Genomic DNA, 18590 nt, shown 5'->3' with positions numbered 1-18590 from the left:
TAAACCCTATTGTAATAGGCAGGAAATAGAGGAAAAAACAATGCAACAGGCATTATTTGGCGGCGGCTGTTTTTGGTGCGTCGAAGCCGTATTTTTACAAATACGTGGTGTAGAAAAAGTAACAAGTGGTTATGCTGGTGGGCATACAACTCACCCAACTTATGAGCAAGTATGTCAAGGTGACACTCAGCATGCTGAAGTGGTTCTTATCGACTTTGATGAACAACAAGTTACATATTCTCAGTTACTTGATGTGTTCTTTGCAACGCATGATCCAACGACTTTAAACCGCCAAGGTAATGATATTGGTACTCAATATCGCTCTGTTATTTACTATTTTAATGAAGAGCAAAAGCAGGCAGCAGAACACACCATTCAGACATTAAAAGATGACGATCTTGATATTGTGACTGAATTATCTCCTGCTCCTACGTTCTATCCAGCAGAAGACTATCATCAAAATTACTATGAAAAGAACCCTTCACAAGGTTACTGCAACTTTGCAATCCCACCTAAACTGTTAAAGTTACATAGTAAATTCCAACATCTCATGAAAAATTAATAAATGAGAAAATAAAAAAGCAACCGAATTGGTTGCTTTTTTATTACGTGAAACTAGATTTTAATTTTCACTTACAAAGGCAATATCGCTCAGTCCGGCTTCACTGGCGCGAGACATTACCTGAGCAACAGTATCGTACTTCGACTCTTTATCAGCGCGAAGTTGAACTGTCGGTTTAACCGCACCTTGACCTGCTTCTTGGAAACGTTTTTGAAGCTCATCAAGGCTAATTACTTGAGTATCCCAAGCCACTTCACCATTTGCATTGATACTAATCGTAATTGCTTTTGGTGGTGGATCAATAATTTCAGCAGTTGTTTTAGGAAGCGTTAATGGAATCGATGGGTTGGCAACTGTTGCTGTGACCAAAAAGATGATCATTAACACCAACATAATGTCGATTAGCGGAATGAGATTCATCTCATTCATGCCACTATCGTGGTCTTCACCCAATTGAAAAGCCATTAAGCTTGACCTCCAACATAACTTTGCTGTGCAGTTTTAACATCAGACTTTACAGTTGAGTCTTGCTGCAACATGGTGTCGATTAACAAACTGTGTGCTTGATCTTGTAAATCATGAGCAAGGCCACGATTCGCACGTACACAGATGTTATAAGCCAATACCGCTGGAATCGCAACGGCAAGACCAAGACCAGTCATAATAAGTGCTTCACCTACTGGTGTAGCCACTTGAGCTAAACCTGCCTGTCCGCTCTTACCAACAGCAACTAACGCGTGGAAAATACCCCATACTGTACCAAACAAACCAACGAATGGTGCAATTGAAGCAATTGTTCCTAAAACTGAAATACCTTTATCAGCATTGGCTTTCTCAGCAGAAATCTGACGCAATAATGCTTGCTCTGCAACTGCTTTACGTTGTTCAAAACTCAAAGGTTGTAACTTTGCTTTGAGCGAAGTAATAGCCTGAGAGAGTTGAGCATAAGCTTGTTGTTTTAGTTGGCGAGTCCCCATCAAACGTAAGATGAAAACTGTCCAGGTAGCAATCGACATTGCCAATAAGATGAAATACAGGGTTTTACTCACTGCATCTGCATGTTGCCAATAGATTGAAAAGTTCATATTCGAACTCCTGATTAAGGTTAGCCGTTGGGACTCAAATTCATTTAAGGGGTTAAGTCAAACGGTTGCTCTGCTTTAATTGGATAAGCAACACCGTTTTCCATATAAGGTTTAAATTTTGCACCACGTACAGCACGGACTACCTTGTCATCTAGACTTGGAATACCGCTGCTACGGGTTACGCGCACGTTAGTAATCTTGCCTTTCTCATCGGCTTCAATAAGTACAACAACCGAGCGTGCTTCGCCCTGTAAATCTTTTGGTGAAACAGTCAAACGTGGTGAGCGGCTCCACTGTACACCCGAACCGCCAATTGAAACGCGTTTTGGCGATGGATCTGGAGCAGGTTGAGCTTTAGGTGCTTCTTGAACCACTGGCTTTGGCTTTTCAACAACTTTTTCAGTCACAGTAGTCGTTGGCGTTACTATTTTCGGTTCAACTTTAGGTTCTGTTTTTACTGTTTCTTTAGGTGTTTCAGCCTTTTTGACCTGCTGAATTTTTTCCACTTTCTTAGGTGGAGTTACAGGTTTCTCGACAACTTTAACCTCTTTCACTTCTTTTTTAGGTTCCGGCTTTTTAGGCGGTTCTTTTGGTTTTGGTGGTAAAGGTTTTGGTTGCTCTTGAATTTTTACAAAGCGGACTTGTAAAGGTTTCTTTTCAATTGGCTTTAGTTCAGCAGGCTTAATGTGGCTGACTGCCCATAAGACCCCGATATGACCAATTGCAACCGCAATTAGTGCCGTGATGACTTTCTTTTTCATCGGATTGGGAGAGTTTAAGGCTGCGGAAGATTGACTCATAAGAATCTAATTACCTAATGGATGATGATTTCGGCTTTCAATTTATAGAAACGATTTCAAACATCGGATAGAACAATAAAGTGCCACAATAATAAATGAGAAGTGTTTTCATTTGCAACTACTTTTTTATGAAAACATTCCTCATTATCGCGAGGTCTAACTTGATAAAGTGATATCACCTTAGTTTTCTCATGCTTAGACAACGCACTAAAATTTGTAAGTTCCCTATTTTCACTTATCAGATCGCGCTCAGCTTAAAAAATAATTAAGTAGCTAGATATTAAAAGTAATCTATAGAGCAACAGACTCTAGTTATGTTATAACATTTTAAATTTATTTTAGCCATAAAAAAGCACGCTCAAAAGCATGCTTTTAAAGGAATATAAGTTGTTAGAAAACAACAGTCTTATTGCCATCTACAATAATTCGGTCTTCTAAATGCCATTTAACAGCACGAGCTAATACATTACGTTCAACATCTTCGCCAAGCTCACGCAACTGCTCAACATTATAATCATGGCTCACACGTTCAACGTCTTGCTCAATAATTGGGCCTTGGTCTAGGTCAGCAGTCACATAGTGAGCTGTTGCACCAATCAACTTTACACCTTTTTCATATGCTTGCTTGTATGGGTTTGCGCCCACAAAAGCAGGTAAGAATGAATGGTGAATATTGATAATTTTCATTTCCCATTTAGAAACGAAATCTTCACTTAAAATCTGCATGTAACGCGCTAGAACTAACAAGTCATTGCCTTGCATCATTTCATGAATTTGAGCATAAGCTTCTGCTTTATTGTCTTTAGTTACTTTAATGACTGTAAATGGAATACCAAAGTTTTCAACCGCTTCACGTAAATCTTCGTGGTTAGAAATTACGTGGGTAATTTCACACGGTAAAGAACCACGTGCATGACGCCACAATAGCTCAAGCAAAGCATGGTCAACTTTAGAAACTAAAATACCAACCTTTTTAATATCATTAACAAAAGCAAGACGCCATTGCATGCCATAACGTTCCGCTACATTTGCTGCGAAAGTCTGAATTAAAGCATCTTTACGAGACTGTAAATGATCAAGTTCAAATTCAACACGCATGAAATAACGTCCGCCTTGAGCTTCCGTCGCATACTGATCAAGCGCGGTAATGTTTGCACCCTGATGGTACAAAAAGCTCGATACAGCCTGTACGATCCCAGGCTTGTCTTCACAAGTAATCAGTAAACGGGCTGTATTGGCAGTGGTCATATTCATTTGGTTAATATCACTTAATTGAGACAAAATTTTGATAAGCCGAGTATTCTAGCGCTCTAAATAAACAAGCACAACTATTCATCTTTTAGGGACGATAAGCTGGCAAAAAGATCCGAAGGTCCAAGCGACTCCAATAATTGCTCATAAGTCGCGCGGCTTTCCCCCATTAAATAAGGGCCTTCTAAAAAAACCATTTGCCGTAAAGCTTGCCAAACCCATTTTTCTTCAAGGTGGTTATTGTCACTAATGTGTCCGGACATATATAGAAAGTTGGTCCAGTTCGTTAAGACAATCCAGAGGTTAATAATGAGCGCTTCAATTTCCGAAGGTGTCATTTTCATAAGCCCAGCATCAACAAAGGCCTGATAAATTCTTTGCCCTTGCTGCATGACCTGCCCTGCGAATCGAGGATAGATCTTTTTAAAGTCTTCGTTACTTTCAACTAAGTGATAAACATCACGGTGAATAAAACGATAGTTCCATAGCTGACCACTGAGCACCTGAAAATAATTAATTTTGTCATTGGTCGTTAATGGTCTGTCCTCAGGTAAAGAGAGCATTTCTAAAGTCTCAACCTGATATTGGTGCATTAACTCCTTAATGATTTCATGCTTGTTTCGAAAGTGGTAATACAAGTTTCCAGGACTAATCCCCAACTCTGCAGCAATATGATTGGTAGTGACAGACCGTTCGCCACGCTCATTAAAAAGCTGCAAACTGATTTGTAAAATCCGGTCTTTTGTCTTCAGAGCTTTAGGTAGAGACATTTTAATAACCTTCGTTAATTCATATGGTTAAGACTTGCACACAGAAACCAACTTGACTCTTTAGAGTATTTACTCTAAAAAATAAGTATATCAGTATATTTGGTAAGTACCGATGAACAGTCAAACAAAAACAAATCCAGAGACTCAGGTTCCTTATGATGTTAAGCATTTACATGATTTGCTTGAGCAGCAAAAGATTGCCTACTTACGTCATCCGGTACCCACTGCTAAAGAGCGTATTGATCGTTTAGCTCGTCTTAAAAGAGTCTTGGTAAAATATCAAGATCAGATTGCCGAAGCAATTAACCTTGATTATGGCAATCGTGCCATTATGGAAACCAAAATTGGTGAGTTACTTACCTGTCTTGAACAAATCAAGTATTACAGTAAGAACCTGACCGGATGGATGAAACCATCAAAACGCCATATCAGTGTATTACATCAGCCAGCAAAAGGTTGGGTACAATATCAACCAATGGGTGTTATTGGCATTATTACACCTTGGAACTATCCATTACTACTTTCCGTTGGCCCACTCATCTGTGCTTTGGCAGCCGGTAATCATGCCATGATCAAAATTTCGAGTGCTTCTCCAAATTTTGGACAAGTTCTTGAAAATGCACTTTCTGAAGCTTTTCCACAAGAATTGGTTGCTGTGGTTAATGGCGGTGGTGTGATCTCTGATGCGTTTAGTCACCTGCCTTTTGACAAAATGATTTTCACAGGCTCGACTTCTGTCGGTAAAACAGTCATGGCGGCTGCAGCTCAAAACCTTGTGCCAGTCATTCTTGAGTTGGGTGGTAAATCCCCTGCGCTTGTACATGCTTCCGTAGACATGAAAGATGTCGCACAGCGTATTGCTGTGGGTAAATTATGGAATGCAGGCCAAACTTGCGTTGCGCCAGACCATATTTTCTTGCCGCGTGGTAAAACTGCCGAGTTCATTGAAAACTTTAAATTGATTGTGGCTGGAATGTATCCTCATTTCCGTAACAATCAAGACTACACATCTATTATTAATGATAAGCAGTACAACCGTATTCAGGGCTATCTAGAAAATGCCCGTGATCAGGGTGCTCGTATTATTGAAATTAATCCTCAAAATGAAATTTTAGATGATGTCCGCAAAATTGCACCGACTCTGGTTACTGGTGTAACGACTGCAATGGATATTATGCAAAATGAAATTTTTGGTCCTGTTCTACCAATTTTAGAATATGACCAAATCGAAGAAGTCATCGAATTTATTAATAGTCGACCACGTCCTTTGGCGATGTATTATTTTGACTATGATCAGGCACGCGCCGATTATATCTCTCAGCATACTCATTCAGGGCATTTCGGAATTAACATGGTGATTACCCATGTAGCACAAGATGATTTACCTTTTGGCGGTATTGGTGCGTCAGGTATGGGTAAATATCACGGACCGGAGGGCTTTTTTGGGCTTTCACATGAACGTTCGGTCATGTCAAATCCAAAACTTTATAGCTTGAAATATATTCTTCCGCCGTTCAATAAACCGATTCATCGCTTCATTTCGAAAACCTTGTTGCGTTAACTGATCAAGGCATGATCTGTTATACTAGATCATGCCTCGTTTTTACCAATTTCGCTTGTCTTTTAATCGTATTTTTGGTATAAAACGCCCCTTGAATGAATTCATCCGTTTACATTTAGTATGACTGGCCACAGATTTGCTGTTGGCTAAATCAATGGAGTTACACCATGTCTAAGGTTTGCCAAGTTACCGGCAAGCGTCCAGTCGTTGGTAACAACGTCTCACACGCCAACAACAAAACCAAGCGCCGGTTCGAGCCGAACCTGCACCACCACCGTTTCTGGTTAGAAAGCGAAAAACGTTTTGTACGTCTTCGTTTAACCACTAAAGGTATGCGTATTATTGACAAATTGGGTATCGAAAAGGTTGTTGCAGACCTTCGTGCTCAAGGTCAAAAGATCTAAGGAGTCTGAGCAATGCGTGATAAGATTCGCCTCGTTTCTTCAGCTGGTACAGGTTACTTCTATACCACGACTAAAAACAAACGTACTATGCCGGAAAAAATGGAAATCAAAAAATTTGATCCAAAAATCCGTCAACACGTGATTTTCAAAGAAGCTAAAATCAAATAATTTTAGCCTCGAAAAAAAACGACTTCTTTATGAAGTCGTTTTTTTTTTGCATTTTTTTTATACCAGCCTTTTTGTTAAACTTTCCACATATTCCGCCTTGGCATTTTTTATGCTTGTCTTTAGCCTAACTCACGTAAAAGGAGTTTTTAGTGCCGCATGACGTAGATTTAATTATTTTACTTGCTGTTGGTTTCGGCGTTGCCCTGTTTTTTGGCTATATTGCCGCCCGACTACGACTTCCCCCTCTTATTGGCTATCTCATTGCCGGAATTATTATTAGTCCTAATACTCCTGGTGTTGAAGCAGATATTCATCTTGCAAACCAACTTGCTGAACTTGGTGTAATGTTCCTCATGTTTGGCGTTGGTATGCATTTTTCCTTAAATGATCTTTTACTTGTTCGCCGCATTGCCTTGCCAGGTGCAATCTTACAAATTGCTGTTGCAACTTTACTGGGTATTGGCGTTTCAATGTTATGGGGCTGGAGCTTTGGCTCCGCACTCGTTTTTGGCTTAAGCCTGTCATGTGCGAGTACAGTTGTATTATTAAAAGCTTTGGGAGACCGTGGTCTTCTAGATTCTGTAAACGGCAAAATTGCTGTGGGCTGGCTATTAGTTGAAGATTTAGTCATGGTACTTGTTTTGGTACTTCTTCCAGCTACAGCTGTTTTACTTGGCGGAAAAGCCCCAGCAGGCGCAGAAGGTAACATCTGGCTAACACTTGGAATCACCCTATTAAAGGTTATTGGCTTTATCGCCTTTATGCTGATTGTCGGTAAGCGCGTTGTGCCTATTATTATGCAGTTTGTTGCTCGCTTAGGTTCAAGAGAGCTATTTACGCTTACTGTAGTCGCTGCTGCTGTATCGATTGCCTATGGTTCTTATGCCATCTTTGGAGTTTCAATGGCATTAGGGGCATTCTTTGCCGGAATGGTCGTTAAAGAATCAGATTTTAGCCATCGCGCAGAAGAAGAAACGCTACCACTACGTGAAATTTTCTCGATTTTATTTTTCGTTTCAGTAGGGATGTTGTTTGATCCACATATTCTTATTGAACGTCCACTACATATCTTGGCTGTTATCGCAATTATTATGGTGGGTAAAACACTTGCTGCAATGGCCTTGGTTTTATTCTTCCGCTATCCAATCAATACTGCTTTAACAGTCGGGGCCAGCCTTGCTCAAATTGGTGAGTTTTCATTTATTTTGGCTACCCTTGGTGTCTCTTTAGGTCTATTAACTTTAGAAGCTCAAAACCTGATTTTAGCAGGCGCATTATTCTCAATTACACTGAACTCTTTCATCTTCTCGGCAATTGAACCGATACAACGCTGGATTCGTGAACGCTCTCATTTAGCACGACTTCTTGAACGTAGTGGCGACCCATTAGCCATGCTGCCCGATGAAGTCGATCAATCTTATCTACGCGATCAAGTGGTGATTGTAGGGTATGGTGGCGTTGGACGACGTATTACTGAAAATTTAATTAATCAAAATATTAAAGTCGTAATTGCAGAAGAGAATCGTGAAATCGTAGAAAAACTACGTCAGGCAAATATTGCAGCTGTAAGTGGTGTAGCAACCGAACCTGGCGTTTTAATTCAAGCACATATCATGCACGCACGACTCTTGGTAATTTCACCTATGGATATTTTAGATATTCATCGGATTGTAGATATTGCGAAGCAATTGAACCCTCAAATTCAGGTTTTAATTTGTGCAGAAAGTAAAGAAGAAGCCGCAGTGATTAGAGACGAACACATTGGTGAAGTATTCTATGCGAAAGAAGAAATGGCTAAGAATATGAGCCATCATATTTTAAATCAAATCGAACTTGCGCATCAGTCCACACATCATTAATGCATACAAAAAAAGCGTACTCAAGAGTACGCTTTTTTTAACTTAAGAATTTAGGCTGCTCATCCACAACTTCAGCCTGCCATTCATTGACCTGCTTTTCTAACAGCCCAAACAAAGCAGCTTGAATCATATGTTGTGCAACTATAGGCGTCTGTTCACCTAATATTGCTTTTAGTTCATCACTAAACTGAATTTTAACCAAGGGCTCTTTTTCAGAACCAGCATTACGCAAGGCGAGCTCACCACCTTCTAGTTGGACTAATTCCAACACTGCTTCTTGATTTCCAAATAACTCTTTCAATTGCTGTATAGACATATACTTCCTCCATGTTTCAACATGGTGGCAAAGCACCCTTGCACTTTGCATCTCTCGTCTTATTTATATAGGCGCACTGGGACTAAATTTCAAGCGCTCAGATAGTTTAATTTTAGAACTCGACCATTTCGTTACGAAAACCATCAATTAAATGACTTAACTCTCTATGCCATTCACGCAAAATTTTCACATCAGGTAACCATGATTGTGGTCCCTGAGTCACTTTAATGATCAAATTAGAAGAAGTTTCTTCTTCCGGTGTCGGTTCAGTTGGTTCCGGTGCATATTGGCACATACGGTAAGCACGTTTTAATTCTGCAACGAAGCCATCTTTTGCCAATTGCTGCAAAACAGAAACTTCCGGAGAAACTTGTCCTTTTGCCGCCATATGCTCTTCAATAGATTTTAATGTCGGTTGCAAGTCATTTAAACGATAATAACGTACTAATTCTTGCAAAAATGCCAACATCGCGCCATGTAAATGAAATACAGCTGCTTCACGATACGCTTGTACCTGCTGTACATGATCAGTTTGCTCTGCTTGTTGACACGCTAAGCGTGCAAAATAGAGTTTTTGATTGGTACGATCGGCATGATAACGAGCAACACGTGACATAACTAAACTTTCCTGTTCTAAAATTGCCATCTATATGGCTATTCTTAGCTTAACGACTCCATTGATAAAATCAACGTTATTTATGGTAAATCCAGAGAGACTTGATAAATTTTACGTTTAGCCGGAACTTTCAACTGTCGCTTCATAGGACGCACATTACTTAGAACCCAAGCAAAATATCCTTCACTCCAACCAGAGGCACAGGCAAGTTCAATCTCATCGTTTCGCCAAACATGAATAGAATCAACATCAACCAAAGCGACCGCGACTCCCTCTTCTTCATCACCATCATTTATTAAAAAATTTTGGTTCTCAACAATGAATAGATCTTTAAGAGGCAGCTGTGCAGGGACCCATGAACGAACTTCAAGTGTTTTTATTCCCTGAGCTATACGTGTTCCATTTGGAGCAACCACAGAAAGAGCTAAAAATTGTTGCATAAAAGCCTTACTCTTCAGCTGCCTTAACCCGAATACCGTAACCTTTTACTTTAAGTGTATTTAGTCCTTTGATTGCTTTAATGGCTTCACGCGGATTCGGCATTTCGACAAAGCCAAAGCCCTTTGATTTACCCGTATCTTTATCGGTTACAACGACACAAGACTCAACTTTACCATAAGCTTTAAACAGCTCTAAAACTTCAGCTTCAGTCACTGAACGATCTAAATTACGAACTAATATTTTCATTTTCCAACCTTCATTGACCATCAAAAGAAAGGCCAATATACATTTGAGTATTCACAGTGTCTTATACAGTAATTTAGTCAAGATCGATACCAAAACCTAAGTTTACTGTTCGTGAAGTATTCCATTGTTTTTTGGCGAATGGCTGTGGTACCTGACGATGAATTTTGGCCTGAACCAAATGGGCAGGTAAATCATTTAGAAAATAGCTTTCGATTTTGCGGCCTTGTTCGTCATACGTGTCTTGTGACCATGTATTGAGATTTTGCTTCGTCAAAATCAATTCATTTTCCGCACGCGTTAATGCAACATACAATACTCTGCGCTCTTCTTCGACTTCATCAAAATCGCCCTGTGCACGCGCATAGGGATATTGGTTTGGTGAGACATGTGGCACATAACACACTTTCTGTTCTGCACCTTTAGCGGAGTGAATTGTAATTAAGGTCACTAAATCATCATCACCCGCTTTTTCAATTTCAGAAATTGAAATTGGTTCAAGCACATATTCTTCAAGAAACTCACCAAGAGATGCATGTTTACGCGCAAGTTGTTTAACTAGGTCGAAATCCCTAGCACGACGTGACCAGTCTTTAGTTTTATAGTTTTGCTCTAACTGTTCACTTAATGCATCAAGTGCTAGACCAATGCTTGCCTCAACATGCTGCTGTAGCACATCAAGCTGTTTCAAAATCAAAATGGCCTGTAAAGGAACTTTTCCATGACGCTCCAAACGCTGACAACGCTCTTCGACCTCACTAATGCTCATTAACTCTTGCGCTAGCTTGCTGGCACCCACATCTCCAATTCCATCCCATAAGGTTAAAAAGCGCATCCAAGCCAAGTCATCCTGCGGGTTACTCACAATACGCAATAAACTGAGCACATCCTTTACATGCGCTGATTCAAGTAACTTTACGCCACCAATAAAACGATACGGAATTTCAGCGGCAATAAATGCACCTTCTAAATAGCGTGCGCTGTAACCAGAGCGGACTAACACCATATGGTCGTACCAATTTGCGCCCTGTTGGTGTCGCTCTATTAAGTCTTGTGCAATCCAGTTGGCTTCTTCAAATTCATTACCAAACAAATGGAGTTGTGGCTTTTGTCCTTTGCCACGATGTGCCTGTAACTGTTTTTGGTAATCGATTGGACTGTGAGCGAGTAACCAATTTGATAAATCTAATATTTCTTGAGTCGAGCGATAATTCAGATCTAAGGTATGAATCACTGCATCTGGAATACGTTCTTTAAAAGAATAAATGTTTTCAAAATCGGCCCCACGGAAACCGTAAATCGACTGGGCATCATCTCCCACACAAAATAATTTCACCTTACCAATCAGTGGCTGCAAAAGTGCCCACTGTAAAGGGTTGGTATCTTGCATCTCATCAACCAACAAAGCTTGGCAGAAACCAGCAACCCAGTTCGTCAATGCTTCGGAGTTTTGTAAATGAACAGCGACGATCGACAAAATGTCATCATAGTCTAAAAAATTACGCTCTCTTTTACGCTGTTCATAGGTTTTCATTAACTCAGCAATTTGTGATTTATATTCATATGCTTCAGGTAATTGCTTGAGTAACGCTTCAGAAAGCTTAGATTGCGTATTTCGGGCATAAGAATATAAATCACACAGCTCTGCCGCTTTAGGCAAAACATTATCTTTGTCTTTGCCTCTCAATAAGCGAAACATGAGTAACTGATCATCACGATCAATAATACTAAATTGGGTTAAACCAAACGCTTGCGGATTACGACGCAATAAATACATGCAAAAGGTATGGAAAGTGGATGCACGAAGACCTTTGGCTTGTGCCCCAACATGCTGTTCAACCCTTGCAACAATTTCACTCGCAGCTCGGCGCGTGAACGTTAAAATCTGAATTTGATTTGCAGGTAAACCTTGATCAATTAAATAAGCTGCGCGAGCAACAATAGTTTTTGTCTTGCCACAACCCGCTCCAGCCAAAACCAGACAGTTTTGAGCCGTAGTCGTCGCTGCTTTTTTTTGCTGAGCATTTAATTCATTAATTAACTTTGCAAGACTCATAACACATATCGCTAAAACACCAAGGCTTAGTTTAACAGACCCATGCCATGAGATGGACCTTCGCTCACTAAAAACAAAAAAGAGCACCCTAAGTGCTCTTTTGTTCGTTATTTATTTTAAGAAACTGTTTTTGAGCTAGAAGGTAAATGCTTAATCGCAGAAGCGAGTCCTAAAAAGTTAATACCCTGAAATAAAATATCTACTGCCAAAAACATTCCTAACACCCAAAACGGAGAATCTTTAGAAACTAAAATTAAAATACCTGTAGCGAGGGTTAATAATCCTGAAAATAAAGTCCAGCCCCACCCTGCAATTGGTCTTAGTAAAAATGCATTTATAGTGCGGATTACACCCGCAATAATCAGAGCAATTGATAATAAGCTTGTTAAAACCACAGCCGTAGTAACAGGCGTAGAAAATGCATAATAGCCTGCCATTAAATACAGCACTCCAAAAAGTGCCCACAGCCATCGGCTACCGCCTTTAAATACACTTAAGGCAGCAATTAAATGCAGTACACCACCCACCATCATTAAAATACCAAACAGAAAAACAACCGAAAATGTGGCAAATGGCAGTGAGCTAAATAACACCAAACCAAAAATAATGAGCACAAAGCCTAATATTAGATACCATTTACGATCAGCATGTAGCTGATTACGAACCAAATCATTACCTACAGTTTTCATGACGGCGACTCTTATTATCAGGTATTAGGAAGTTTATATAATGTCATTATAGTGATGCACTTCACATTTATTGTCTGTATAAGATGTGCATCGTTTATTAACAATTGATGTGGATAAAACAGTATTTATCCACAATTTTATTTCAGCCACCCCACTTCTTGAGCTGTTGGTAAACCTATGACGGTTTCTTGTAAATCACTTGGCATTTTGCTGGTCTGCTCAGATAATGGTGTTCGACCACCCATGATTTCTGCTCGCTTTTGTGGATAAAGGGGTACTTTTTCAGGTTGTGCATATCCTAATGGATATATGGGCTGACCTGTTTTTAAATCATATTTATCTTTTGCCCCAAAGCCATGTAATAGCTCATGAACGATTACAACCTGATTTTGTGATGCTTGCCCACGTGTAGCAAACAAATTAACACTACCAATACGGCCCTTTTCTAAAGCAGTCGAATGCACCAAAACTTTTTGATAATTGGGATCGTAATAATTTAAATAAAGTTTGAGCGATGCTCCATTATCTTCAGGCTGTTGTTGTCGCCATGCATAAAAACGAAACTTTAAACTCCACCAAACCACATGAAAAATACCAGCATTTTGTGGCACCTCAGGTGGACGCTGCTGTAACTGTTGCCCTAAGCGTATTTCAAAGTTTGCTGATTGCCCCCGATAATGTTGCGACCATTCACTTAAATAGCTTTTAAGCGCCTGGAAATCAGTGTTTTGTAACTGATGAATATAAGCTTGTGTGGTTTGTAAGCCATCTGCATTTATTGGGTGCAATACCACCACAATAGGCTGATTCCAGTCTTGGTTTTGGTCACGCCACGCTTGAACTGCAACGATTAATAAAACAATTAATAGACATAAAATCCGAATGTTTTTCCACATTCTTTTTCCCCATAAAAATTAATATTTTCTTTTATTGTTGTAGATGAAAAAAATGCTAGCTGAGCTAGCATTTTTTTATCTGTCTTATTTAGCCTTCAATCCATTTACCGTCTTGATAAATTAGGCTCCATTTGGTTTGTTTACCTTCTGGTGTTTCAGAACCCACATATTGTGATTGGTTCTTACGACTAAACTTCACAATGGTTGGATTACCTTCAGGGTCTACATCTGGAGCTTGTAAAATAAACTGGTATTTTGGATCAAGTTGATCAGCTACGCTACGAAGCTCAGCAACTTTTGGTGCACGTGTTTCACGAATTTTCGGGAACTTACTTGCAGCCAAGAACAGACCAGCCGCGCCATCACGTAACACAAAATAATCATCATGCTTGGTTGAACGCAAATGTTCCATCTTGATTGGTTCTACACGTGGTGGTGCAGGTTGACCATTTTTCAAGACTTTACGAGTATTGTCACAGCTTGTACAAGCGAAATATGGGCCGAAGCGACCAGTCTTAAGCTGCATTTCACCATCACATTTATCACAAGGAATGGTTGGGCCATCATAACCTTTGATCTTGAACTCGCCTTCTTCAAGCTCATAGCCATCGCAATCCGGGTTGTTACCACAAACATGTAACTTACGGCCACCATCAATGACGTAGCTGTCCATTGCTGTACCACATTTCGGACAACGATGTTTTGACATCAAGTCTGCTGTTTCAGCACTATCATCATCAGATAACGCTGCTAGAGACTCAACTGGCGTTAAGTTCAAGGTCCCTTTACAGCGTTCCTTAGGCGGCAAGTTATAGCCAGAACACCCTAAGAATACGCCTGTAGTGCCCGTACGAATCTGCATTGGACGTGAACATTCAGGGCAATGTACTGCTGGTACTTCAACTGGCTGGTTACGACGCATTCCCTGCTCACCTTGAGCATTGGTCAAACGCTTTTTAAAATCACCATAGAATGTGTCTAGCAATTCCTTCCAGTTACGCTCACCTGTTGCAACTTTATCGAGCTGACCTTCAAGGTCTGCTGTAAATGCATAGTTCATCAGGTTATTAAAACTTTCATCAAGACGATCCGTTACGATCTCACCCATTTTCTCAGCAAAGAGACGGCGATTTTCTAACTTAACGTAACCACGTTCTTGAATCGTAGAAATAATGGCAGCATAAGTCGACGGACGACCAATACCACGTTTTTCAAGTTCTTTTACTAAAGATGCTTCAGTAAAACGAGCTGGCGGTTTGGTAAAATGCTGACTTGGATCTAGCTTTTCGAGCTTTAAAATTTCACCCACTTTAATTGCAGGTAAAATGATATCGTCATCAGATTTATTGGCACCACGAACTTTAGTAAAGCCATCAAATACAAGCGTACGGCCTTTTGCCTTTAACTCCACATTGCCAGCTTCAACTGTTAAAGTTGAAGATAAATATTCTGCCGGAGTCATTTGGCAAGCTACGAATTGACGCCAAATTAAATCATACAAACGCTGTGCATCACGCTCTACACCAGCAAGTTGATCACCAGTCAGCGCAACATTTGATGGACGAATAGCTTCGTGGGCTTCTTGAGCACCTGCTTTATTACCATAGCGATTTGGCTTAGCTGGTAAATATTTTTCGCCATATTGGCTTTCAATATGCGCACGTACCATACTTACAGCATCATCACTCAAAAACGTTGAGTCAGTACGCATATAAGTAATGAAACCAGCTTCATACAAGCGCTGCGCCAACATCATGGTTTTCTTTACAGAGAAACCTAAACGTGTACTTGCAGCTTGTTGCAAAGTCGAAGTGATGTATGGGGCGCTTGGATTCACCTTAGTTGGTTTATCTTCACGCTGGGCAACTTTATATTCAGCACCTTTTAATACATCTAACAGGGCATCTGTTTCAGCTTTATTTTTTAATTTAAGCGTTTTACCCGCCTGTTTAACAGCCTCAAGACGAATGTCATCTTTTTTAGCTTTAGTGTCTGCAAAGACTTGCCAATATTCTTCTGGAATAAAAGCACGAATTTCACGTTCACGTTCAACAACAAGCTTTACCGCTACAGACTGTACACGACCTGCCGATAAACCACGGGCAATCTTTTCCCACAGTAATGGCGAAACCATGAAGCCTACTACACGGTCCAAGAAACGACGTGCTTGTTGTGCATTAACACGGTTTAAGTCGAGACGTGTTGGCTGTTTAAATGCTTCTTGAATGGCATTTTTAGTAATTTCGTTAAATACCACACGATGATAACGGCTATCGTCACCACCAATCACTTCGCGTAAGTGCCAAGCGATTGCTTCCCCTTCTCTATCCAAGTCCGTTGCGAGATAGATTGCATCTGCATCTTTAGCAAGTTTCTTGAGTTCAGCAACAACATTTTCTTTGCCAGGCAGAACTTCGTAATGCGCTTGCCATCCATGTTCCGGATCGACTCCCATACGATTGATTAAAGCCTGATTCGCTTTTTGTTCTTTTTCAGCCTCAGTGAGTTTGGTCCGGGCAGCCGGCTTTTTCTCTGTTGCTTTACTGCCGCCTGTTGGCAAGTCACGTACGTGACCTACAGAAGACTTAACAATGTACTGCGAACCTAAATATTTGTTGATGGTTTTCGCTTTGGCAGGCGACTCCACAATCACTAAGGCACGTTTATGTGCAGCAGAGGCAGAAGATGCTGTGCTTTGAGATGCAGAGCGCGAGGTATTCGCCATATAAAATGTTATTCCTATACCAATAAATTTAAAAATCAGGCTTCAGCCAAGGCCAACAGATAAGCCTTCATCTCATCTAATTGCGTAGCTTTCAGGTCCGATTCCTCATCCCAATAAAGGCCTACACAGTTTGCCTGCATATCAATAGCATAAATCCCTTTTAATGCAATGGGAGAATCATTAAATTTCTCATCGCCTTGCACAACTTTTAATTTTCCGTCTATAACGCGAGCACGCATGAGCGGTAAACGAGCATCGGGGATCAATACACTATAGTAAGCAACCATGCTGGCACGCTTTTCAGTTGCCATCGGGACATGTGTCCATTCAGGTGCAGCAATTACGCGTGGATGTAGCCCCATTTTGCGGGCTTTGTCTCGCATAATTCCCAGCGCCTTTTCACGTGGACTCACTCTTAAACCAAAAATGGAGCCTAGCACGAAAAGAACAATGATAACGGTAACCCAAATTCCGATATTGTCCATAGCAAAACCTATTAATCTCTTTTATTAGAGTTGCATAAGCTGACCAGAAAACGCAAGTTACATCATAAAAATAATGTCCAATTAACCGACAAGGCTAAAAACTACAACATTTCCTCATAGATATTTTTAACAATCTAGGCAGAATATTTAGGCGCTCTTTTCAGTTTCAAGAGTAGTTAACTTACCAAACTGATCCAGATGCGCATCTCCCCAAGTTTTTAAAGCAAGAAGTATCTGCTCAAGCCCGCGCCCTAAATCAGTTAGACAATATTCCACTTTAGGAGGCACTTGAGGATAAACCTCACGATGAATAATGCCATCTTGTTCTAATTCCCGAAGCTGATTGGTCAGCATTCTTTGTGTAATGCTTGGAACTCGTTTACGAATTTCACTAAATCGTAAAGTTCCTTCATTTAATAAATGCCAAAGAATGACACATTTCCATTTGCCATCAATCAAACTGATCGCTGCCTCAACTGAACAACCTGGTGAGCAGTCAAAACTTGAATGTCGAGCTTTTGCCATTTTACAGTATCCTTTTTGACACTATGAGCGTTATTTGTCTGTAGTCACTATTTTTAAGCTTACGTTATGATCAAACTCTCCACAAGAGGAATGATGATTATGAAAGCTGTGGCATATCAAAAAGCGGGGCCTATTACATTGCCAGAGGCACTCGTAGATATTGAACTCGACACTCCAGTAGCTAAAGGACATGATTTACTTGTTCGTGTTCAAGCTGTATCAGTAAATCCAGTCGATACCAAAATACGTAAAAATGTAAGTGCTGAACAATCTGGTTGGAAAGTACTTGGATGGGATGCTGTAGGCACGGTAGAAGCGATTGGCGATAAAGTTACCCAATTTAAAATTGGTGATGTGGTTTGGTATGCAGGTGCTTTAAATCGCCAAGGCAGTAATAGTGAGTTGCAATTGGTTGATGAACGTATTGTCGGGCATAAACCAAAGACTTTAGAAGTGACCGAGGCTGCGGCCCTCCCTTTAACGGCAATCACAGCTTGGGAAATGTTATTTGATCGCCTACAAGTTCCAAAGACTGCGCCTGCTAATACGACTATTTTAGTGGTTGGTGGAGCTGGTGGGGTAGGTTCAATTACCATTCAGCTTCTTAAGCAATTAACTAGCCTCACGATTATTGCTACAGCTTCACGCCCCGAAACAAAAGAATGGGTAGAACAACTAGGTGCTGACTATGTATTAAACCACCGTCAGCCTTTAGCTGCACAAATTAAACAATTAGGTTTAAGTGCACCTTTATATGTATTCTCAACCACTGAAACAGATCAACATTTATCAGATATTGTAGAGTTAATTGCTCCACAAGGTCATTTTGGACTTATTGATGACCCTGATCAGTTAGATATTAAACCGTTTAAATCTAAGTCTGTCTCAGTTCACTGGGAATTTATGTTTACGCGCTCTATGTTCCAGACTGAAGATATGGAAAAACAAAGTGAGCTACTAAATGAAGTCAGTAAACTGGTGGATGAAGGTAAAATCAAAACAACTGTGACTCAGGTTTTAAGCCCAATTAATGCTGAAAACTTAACACGGGTTCATGAGCAAATTGAAAGTGGTTCAACCAAAGGAAAAATCGTTTTACACGGATTTTAAGTTGCACTTTTGAAAATAAATGGCAAGC

At 40.3% G+C, this 18590-nt stretch carries 21 protein-coding genes; 6 read left to right on the top strand and 15 right to left on the bottom strand.

Going from position 1 to position 18590, the window contains the following annotated elements:
* Positions 1-40: 40 nt before the first annotated feature.
* Positions 41-562, top strand: coding sequence for a peptide-methionine (S)-S-oxide reductase MsrA (gene msrA, locus KNQ97_RS06035; protein ID WP_001183413.1), 522 nt, complete (start codon positions 41-43; stop codon positions 560-562).
* A gap of 60 nt (positions 563-622) precedes the next feature.
* Here msrA and KNQ97_RS06030 read toward each other — a convergent pair whose 3' ends face one another.
* The 5 genes from KNQ97_RS06030 to KNQ97_RS06010 all read right to left on the bottom strand — a co-directional run bounded on the left by KNQ97_RS06030 (position 623) and on the right by KNQ97_RS06010 (position 4468).
* On the bottom strand, positions 623-1027 hold the full coding sequence (locus tag KNQ97_RS06030) for a biopolymer transporter ExbD (protein WP_000885431.1): 405 nt from the start codon (positions 1025-1027) through the stop codon (positions 623-625).
* Positions 1027-1647: a MotA/TolQ/ExbB proton channel family protein gene (locus tag KNQ97_RS06025; protein ID WP_001011664.1), complete on the bottom strand. Its 621-nt coding sequence runs from the start codon at positions 1645-1647 to the stop codon at positions 1027-1029. The genes KNQ97_RS06030 and KNQ97_RS06025 overlap by 1 nt, the downstream gene beginning before the upstream one ends.
* Before the next feature lie 44 nt (positions 1648-1691).
* Positions 1692-2447, bottom strand: coding sequence for an energy transducer TonB (locus tag KNQ97_RS06020; RefSeq protein ID WP_001978864.1), 756 nt, complete (start codon positions 2445-2447; stop codon positions 1692-1694).
* A 390-nt stretch (positions 2448-2837) separates the two neighbouring features.
* Positions 2838-3701 carry a formyltetrahydrofolate deformylase gene (gene purU / locus KNQ97_RS06015; RefSeq protein ID WP_001057506.1) on the bottom strand — a complete coding sequence of 288 codons (864 nt, stop codon included), beginning with the start codon at positions 3699-3701 and terminating at the stop codon, positions 2838-2840.
* Positions 3702-3775: 74 nt separating this feature from the next.
* Positions 3776-4468: a TetR/AcrR family transcriptional regulator gene (locus KNQ97_RS06010; protein WP_000056618.1), complete on the bottom strand. Its 693-nt coding sequence runs from the start codon at positions 4466-4468 to the stop codon at positions 3776-3778.
* Between the two features lie 112 nt (positions 4469-4580).
* On the opposite strand from KNQ97_RS06010, the gene KNQ97_RS06005 reads away from it, so the two are divergent.
* The 4 genes from KNQ97_RS06005 (at position 4581) to KNQ97_RS05990 (ending at position 8460) form a co-directional block, all read left to right on the top strand.
* A complete protein-coding gene (locus KNQ97_RS06005; protein WP_001088254.1) occupies positions 4581-6029 on the top strand; it encodes a coniferyl aldehyde dehydrogenase in 1449 nt (482 codons plus the stop codon).
* 167 nt (positions 6030-6196) lie between these two features.
* The gene (gene rpmB / locus KNQ97_RS06000) at positions 6197-6433 is read left to right on the top strand and encodes a 50S ribosomal protein L28 (RefSeq protein WP_000048256.1); all 237 of its coding nucleotides are present in this window, start codon (positions 6197-6199) and stop codon (positions 6431-6433) included.
* A 12-nt stretch (positions 6434-6445) separates the two neighbouring features.
* Positions 6446-6601, top strand: coding sequence for a 50S ribosomal protein L33 (gene rpmG, locus KNQ97_RS05995; RefSeq protein ID WP_001205031.1), 156 nt, complete (start codon positions 6446-6448; stop codon positions 6599-6601).
* 149 nt (positions 6602-6750) lie between these two features.
* Positions 6751-8460, top strand: coding sequence for a cation:proton antiporter (locus KNQ97_RS05990; protein WP_253611977.1), 1710 nt, complete (start codon positions 6751-6753; stop codon positions 8458-8460).
* 37 nt (positions 8461-8497) lie between these two features.
* Here KNQ97_RS05990 and KNQ97_RS05985 read toward each other — a convergent pair whose 3' ends face one another.
* The 10 genes from KNQ97_RS05985 to KNQ97_RS05940 all read right to left on the bottom strand — a co-directional run bounded on the left by KNQ97_RS05985 (position 8498) and on the right by KNQ97_RS05940 (position 17452).
* Entirely contained in the window at positions 8498-8776 is a 279-nt protein-coding gene (locus KNQ97_RS05985; RefSeq protein WP_000027403.1) for a hypothetical protein, read from the bottom strand.
* A gap of 112 nt (positions 8777-8888) precedes the next feature.
* Positions 8889-9392 (bottom strand): DUF6586 family protein, encoded by a 504-nt coding sequence (locus KNQ97_RS05980; RefSeq protein ID WP_002027464.1) that lies wholly within the window; start codon positions 9390-9392, stop codon positions 8889-8891.
* An 80-nt stretch (positions 9393-9472) separates the two neighbouring features.
* A complete protein-coding gene (locus KNQ97_RS05975) occupies positions 9473-9832 on the bottom strand; it encodes an ASCH domain-containing protein (RefSeq protein WP_001183874.1) in 360 nt (119 codons plus the stop codon).
* Positions 9833-9839: 7 nt separating this feature from the next.
* Complete coding sequence (locus tag KNQ97_RS05970) at positions 9840-10079, bottom strand: RNA-binding protein (protein ID WP_000699342.1); 240 nt, start codon at positions 10077-10079, stop codon at positions 9840-9842.
* Between the two features lie 73 nt (positions 10080-10152).
* Positions 10153-12132 (bottom strand): ATP-dependent helicase, encoded by a 1980-nt coding sequence (locus tag KNQ97_RS05965; RefSeq protein WP_253611976.1) that lies wholly within the window; start codon positions 12130-12132, stop codon positions 10153-10155.
* Between the two features lie 116 nt (positions 12133-12248).
* On the bottom strand, positions 12249-12821 hold the full coding sequence (locus KNQ97_RS05960) for an HdeD family acid-resistance protein (protein ID WP_000859452.1): 573 nt from the start codon (positions 12819-12821) through the stop codon (positions 12249-12251).
* A gap of 137 nt (positions 12822-12958) precedes the next feature.
* Positions 12959-13717: a hypothetical protein gene (locus tag KNQ97_RS05955; protein ID WP_000265766.1), complete on the bottom strand. Its 759-nt coding sequence runs from the start codon at positions 13715-13717 to the stop codon at positions 12959-12961.
* Between the two features lie 88 nt (positions 13718-13805).
* The gene (gene topA / locus KNQ97_RS05950) at positions 13806-16442 is read right to left on the bottom strand and encodes a type I DNA topoisomerase (RefSeq protein WP_000024260.1); all 2637 of its coding nucleotides are present in this window, start codon (positions 16440-16442) and stop codon (positions 13806-13808) included.
* Between the two features lie 35 nt (positions 16443-16477).
* On the bottom strand, positions 16478-16927 hold the full coding sequence (locus KNQ97_RS05945) for a hypothetical protein (protein ID WP_000368721.1): 450 nt from the start codon (positions 16925-16927) through the stop codon (positions 16478-16480).
* 147 nt (positions 16928-17074) lie between these two features.
* Positions 17075-17452, bottom strand: coding sequence for a helix-turn-helix domain-containing protein (locus tag KNQ97_RS05940; protein WP_253611975.1), 378 nt, complete (start codon positions 17450-17452; stop codon positions 17075-17077).
* 99 nt (positions 17453-17551) lie between these two features.
* Between KNQ97_RS05940 and KNQ97_RS05935 the strand changes: the two genes are divergently transcribed.
* Positions 17552-18562 carry a zinc-binding alcohol dehydrogenase family protein gene (locus KNQ97_RS05935; RefSeq protein ID WP_253611974.1) on the top strand — a complete coding sequence of 337 codons (1011 nt, stop codon included), beginning with the start codon at positions 17552-17554 and terminating at the stop codon, positions 18560-18562.
* The last annotated feature ends 28 nt before the right edge of the window (positions 18563-18590 follow it).

The organism is Acinetobacter sp. UC24323 (assembly GCF_024151445.1).
In the GTDB taxonomy this organism is placed as follows: domain Bacteria; phylum Pseudomonadota; class Gammaproteobacteria; order Pseudomonadales; family Moraxellaceae; genus Acinetobacter; species Acinetobacter baumannii.
The sequence above is the reverse complement of the archived record's forward strand: the minus strand, read 5'-3'. Positions and strand labels throughout refer to the sequence as shown.

Bases quoted from the DNA above. Each gene is read 5' to 3' on its own strand.
- KNQ97_RS06030 (WP_000885431.1), bottom strand. From the start codon at position 1,027: ATGGCTTTTCAATTGGGTGAAGACCACGATAGTGGCATGAATGAGATG.
- KNQ97_RS05970 (WP_000699342.1), bottom strand. From the start codon at position 10,079: ATGAAAATATTAGTTCGTAATTTAGATCGTTCAGTGACTGAAGCTGAA.
- msrA (WP_001183413.1), top strand. From the start codon at position 41: ATGCAACAGGCATTATTTGGCGGCGGCTGTTTTTGGTGCGTCGAAGCC.
- rpmB (WP_000048256.1), top strand. From the start codon at position 6,197: ATGTCTAAGGTTTGCCAAGTTACCGGCAAGCGTCCAGTCGTTGGTAAC.
- rpmG (WP_001205031.1), top strand. From the start codon at position 6,446: ATGCGTGATAAGATTCGCCTCGTTTCTTCAGCTGGTACAGGTTACTTC.
- KNQ97_RS06020 (WP_001978864.1), bottom strand. From the start codon at position 2,447: ATGAGTCAATCTTCCGCAGCCTTAAACTCTCCCAATCCGATGAAAAAG.
- KNQ97_RS05985 (WP_000027403.1), bottom strand. From the start codon at position 8,776: ATGTCTATACAGCAATTGAAAGAGTTATTTGGAAATCAAGAAGCAGTG.
- KNQ97_RS06010 (WP_000056618.1), bottom strand. From the start codon at position 4,468: ATGTCTCTACCTAAAGCTCTGAAGACAAAAGACCGGATTTTACAAATC.
- KNQ97_RS05975 (WP_001183874.1), bottom strand. From the start codon at position 9,832: ATGCAACAATTTTTAGCTCTTTCTGTGGTTGCTCCAAATGGAACACGT.
- KNQ97_RS05960 (WP_000859452.1), bottom strand. From the start codon at position 12,821: ATGAAAACTGTAGGTAATGATTTGGTTCGTAATCAGCTACATGCTGAT.
- KNQ97_RS05980 (WP_002027464.1), bottom strand. From the start codon at position 9,392: ATGTCACGTGTTGCTCGTTATCATGCCGATCGTACCAATCAAAAACTC.
- KNQ97_RS05935 (WP_253611974.1), top strand. From the start codon at position 17,552: ATGAAAGCTGTGGCATATCAAAAAGCGGGGCCTATTACATTGCCAGAG.
- KNQ97_RS05940 (WP_253611975.1), bottom strand. From the start codon at position 17,452: ATGGCAAAAGCTCGACATTCAAGTTTTGACTGCTCACCAGGTTGTTCA.
- KNQ97_RS05945 (WP_000368721.1), bottom strand. From the start codon at position 16,927: ATGGACAATATCGGAATTTGGGTTACCGTTATCATTGTTCTTTTCGTG.
- KNQ97_RS05965 (WP_253611976.1), bottom strand. From the start codon at position 12,132: ATGAGTCTTGCAAAGTTAATTAATGAATTAAATGCTCAGCAAAAAAAA.
- KNQ97_RS06005 (WP_001088254.1), top strand. From the start codon at position 4,581: ATGAACAGTCAAACAAAAACAAATCCAGAGACTCAGGTTCCTTATGAT.
- KNQ97_RS05955 (WP_000265766.1), bottom strand. From the start codon at position 13,717: ATGTGGAAAAACATTCGGATTTTATGTCTATTAATTGTTTTATTAATC.
- purU (WP_001057506.1), bottom strand. From the start codon at position 3,701: ATGAATATGACCACTGCCAATACAGCCCGTTTACTGATTACTTGTGAA.
- KNQ97_RS06025 (WP_001011664.1), bottom strand. From the start codon at position 1,647: ATGAACTTTTCAATCTATTGGCAACATGCAGATGCAGTGAGTAAAACC.
- topA (WP_000024260.1), bottom strand. From the start codon at position 16,442: ATGGCGAATACCTCGCGCTCTGCATCTCAAAGCACAGCATCTTCTGCC.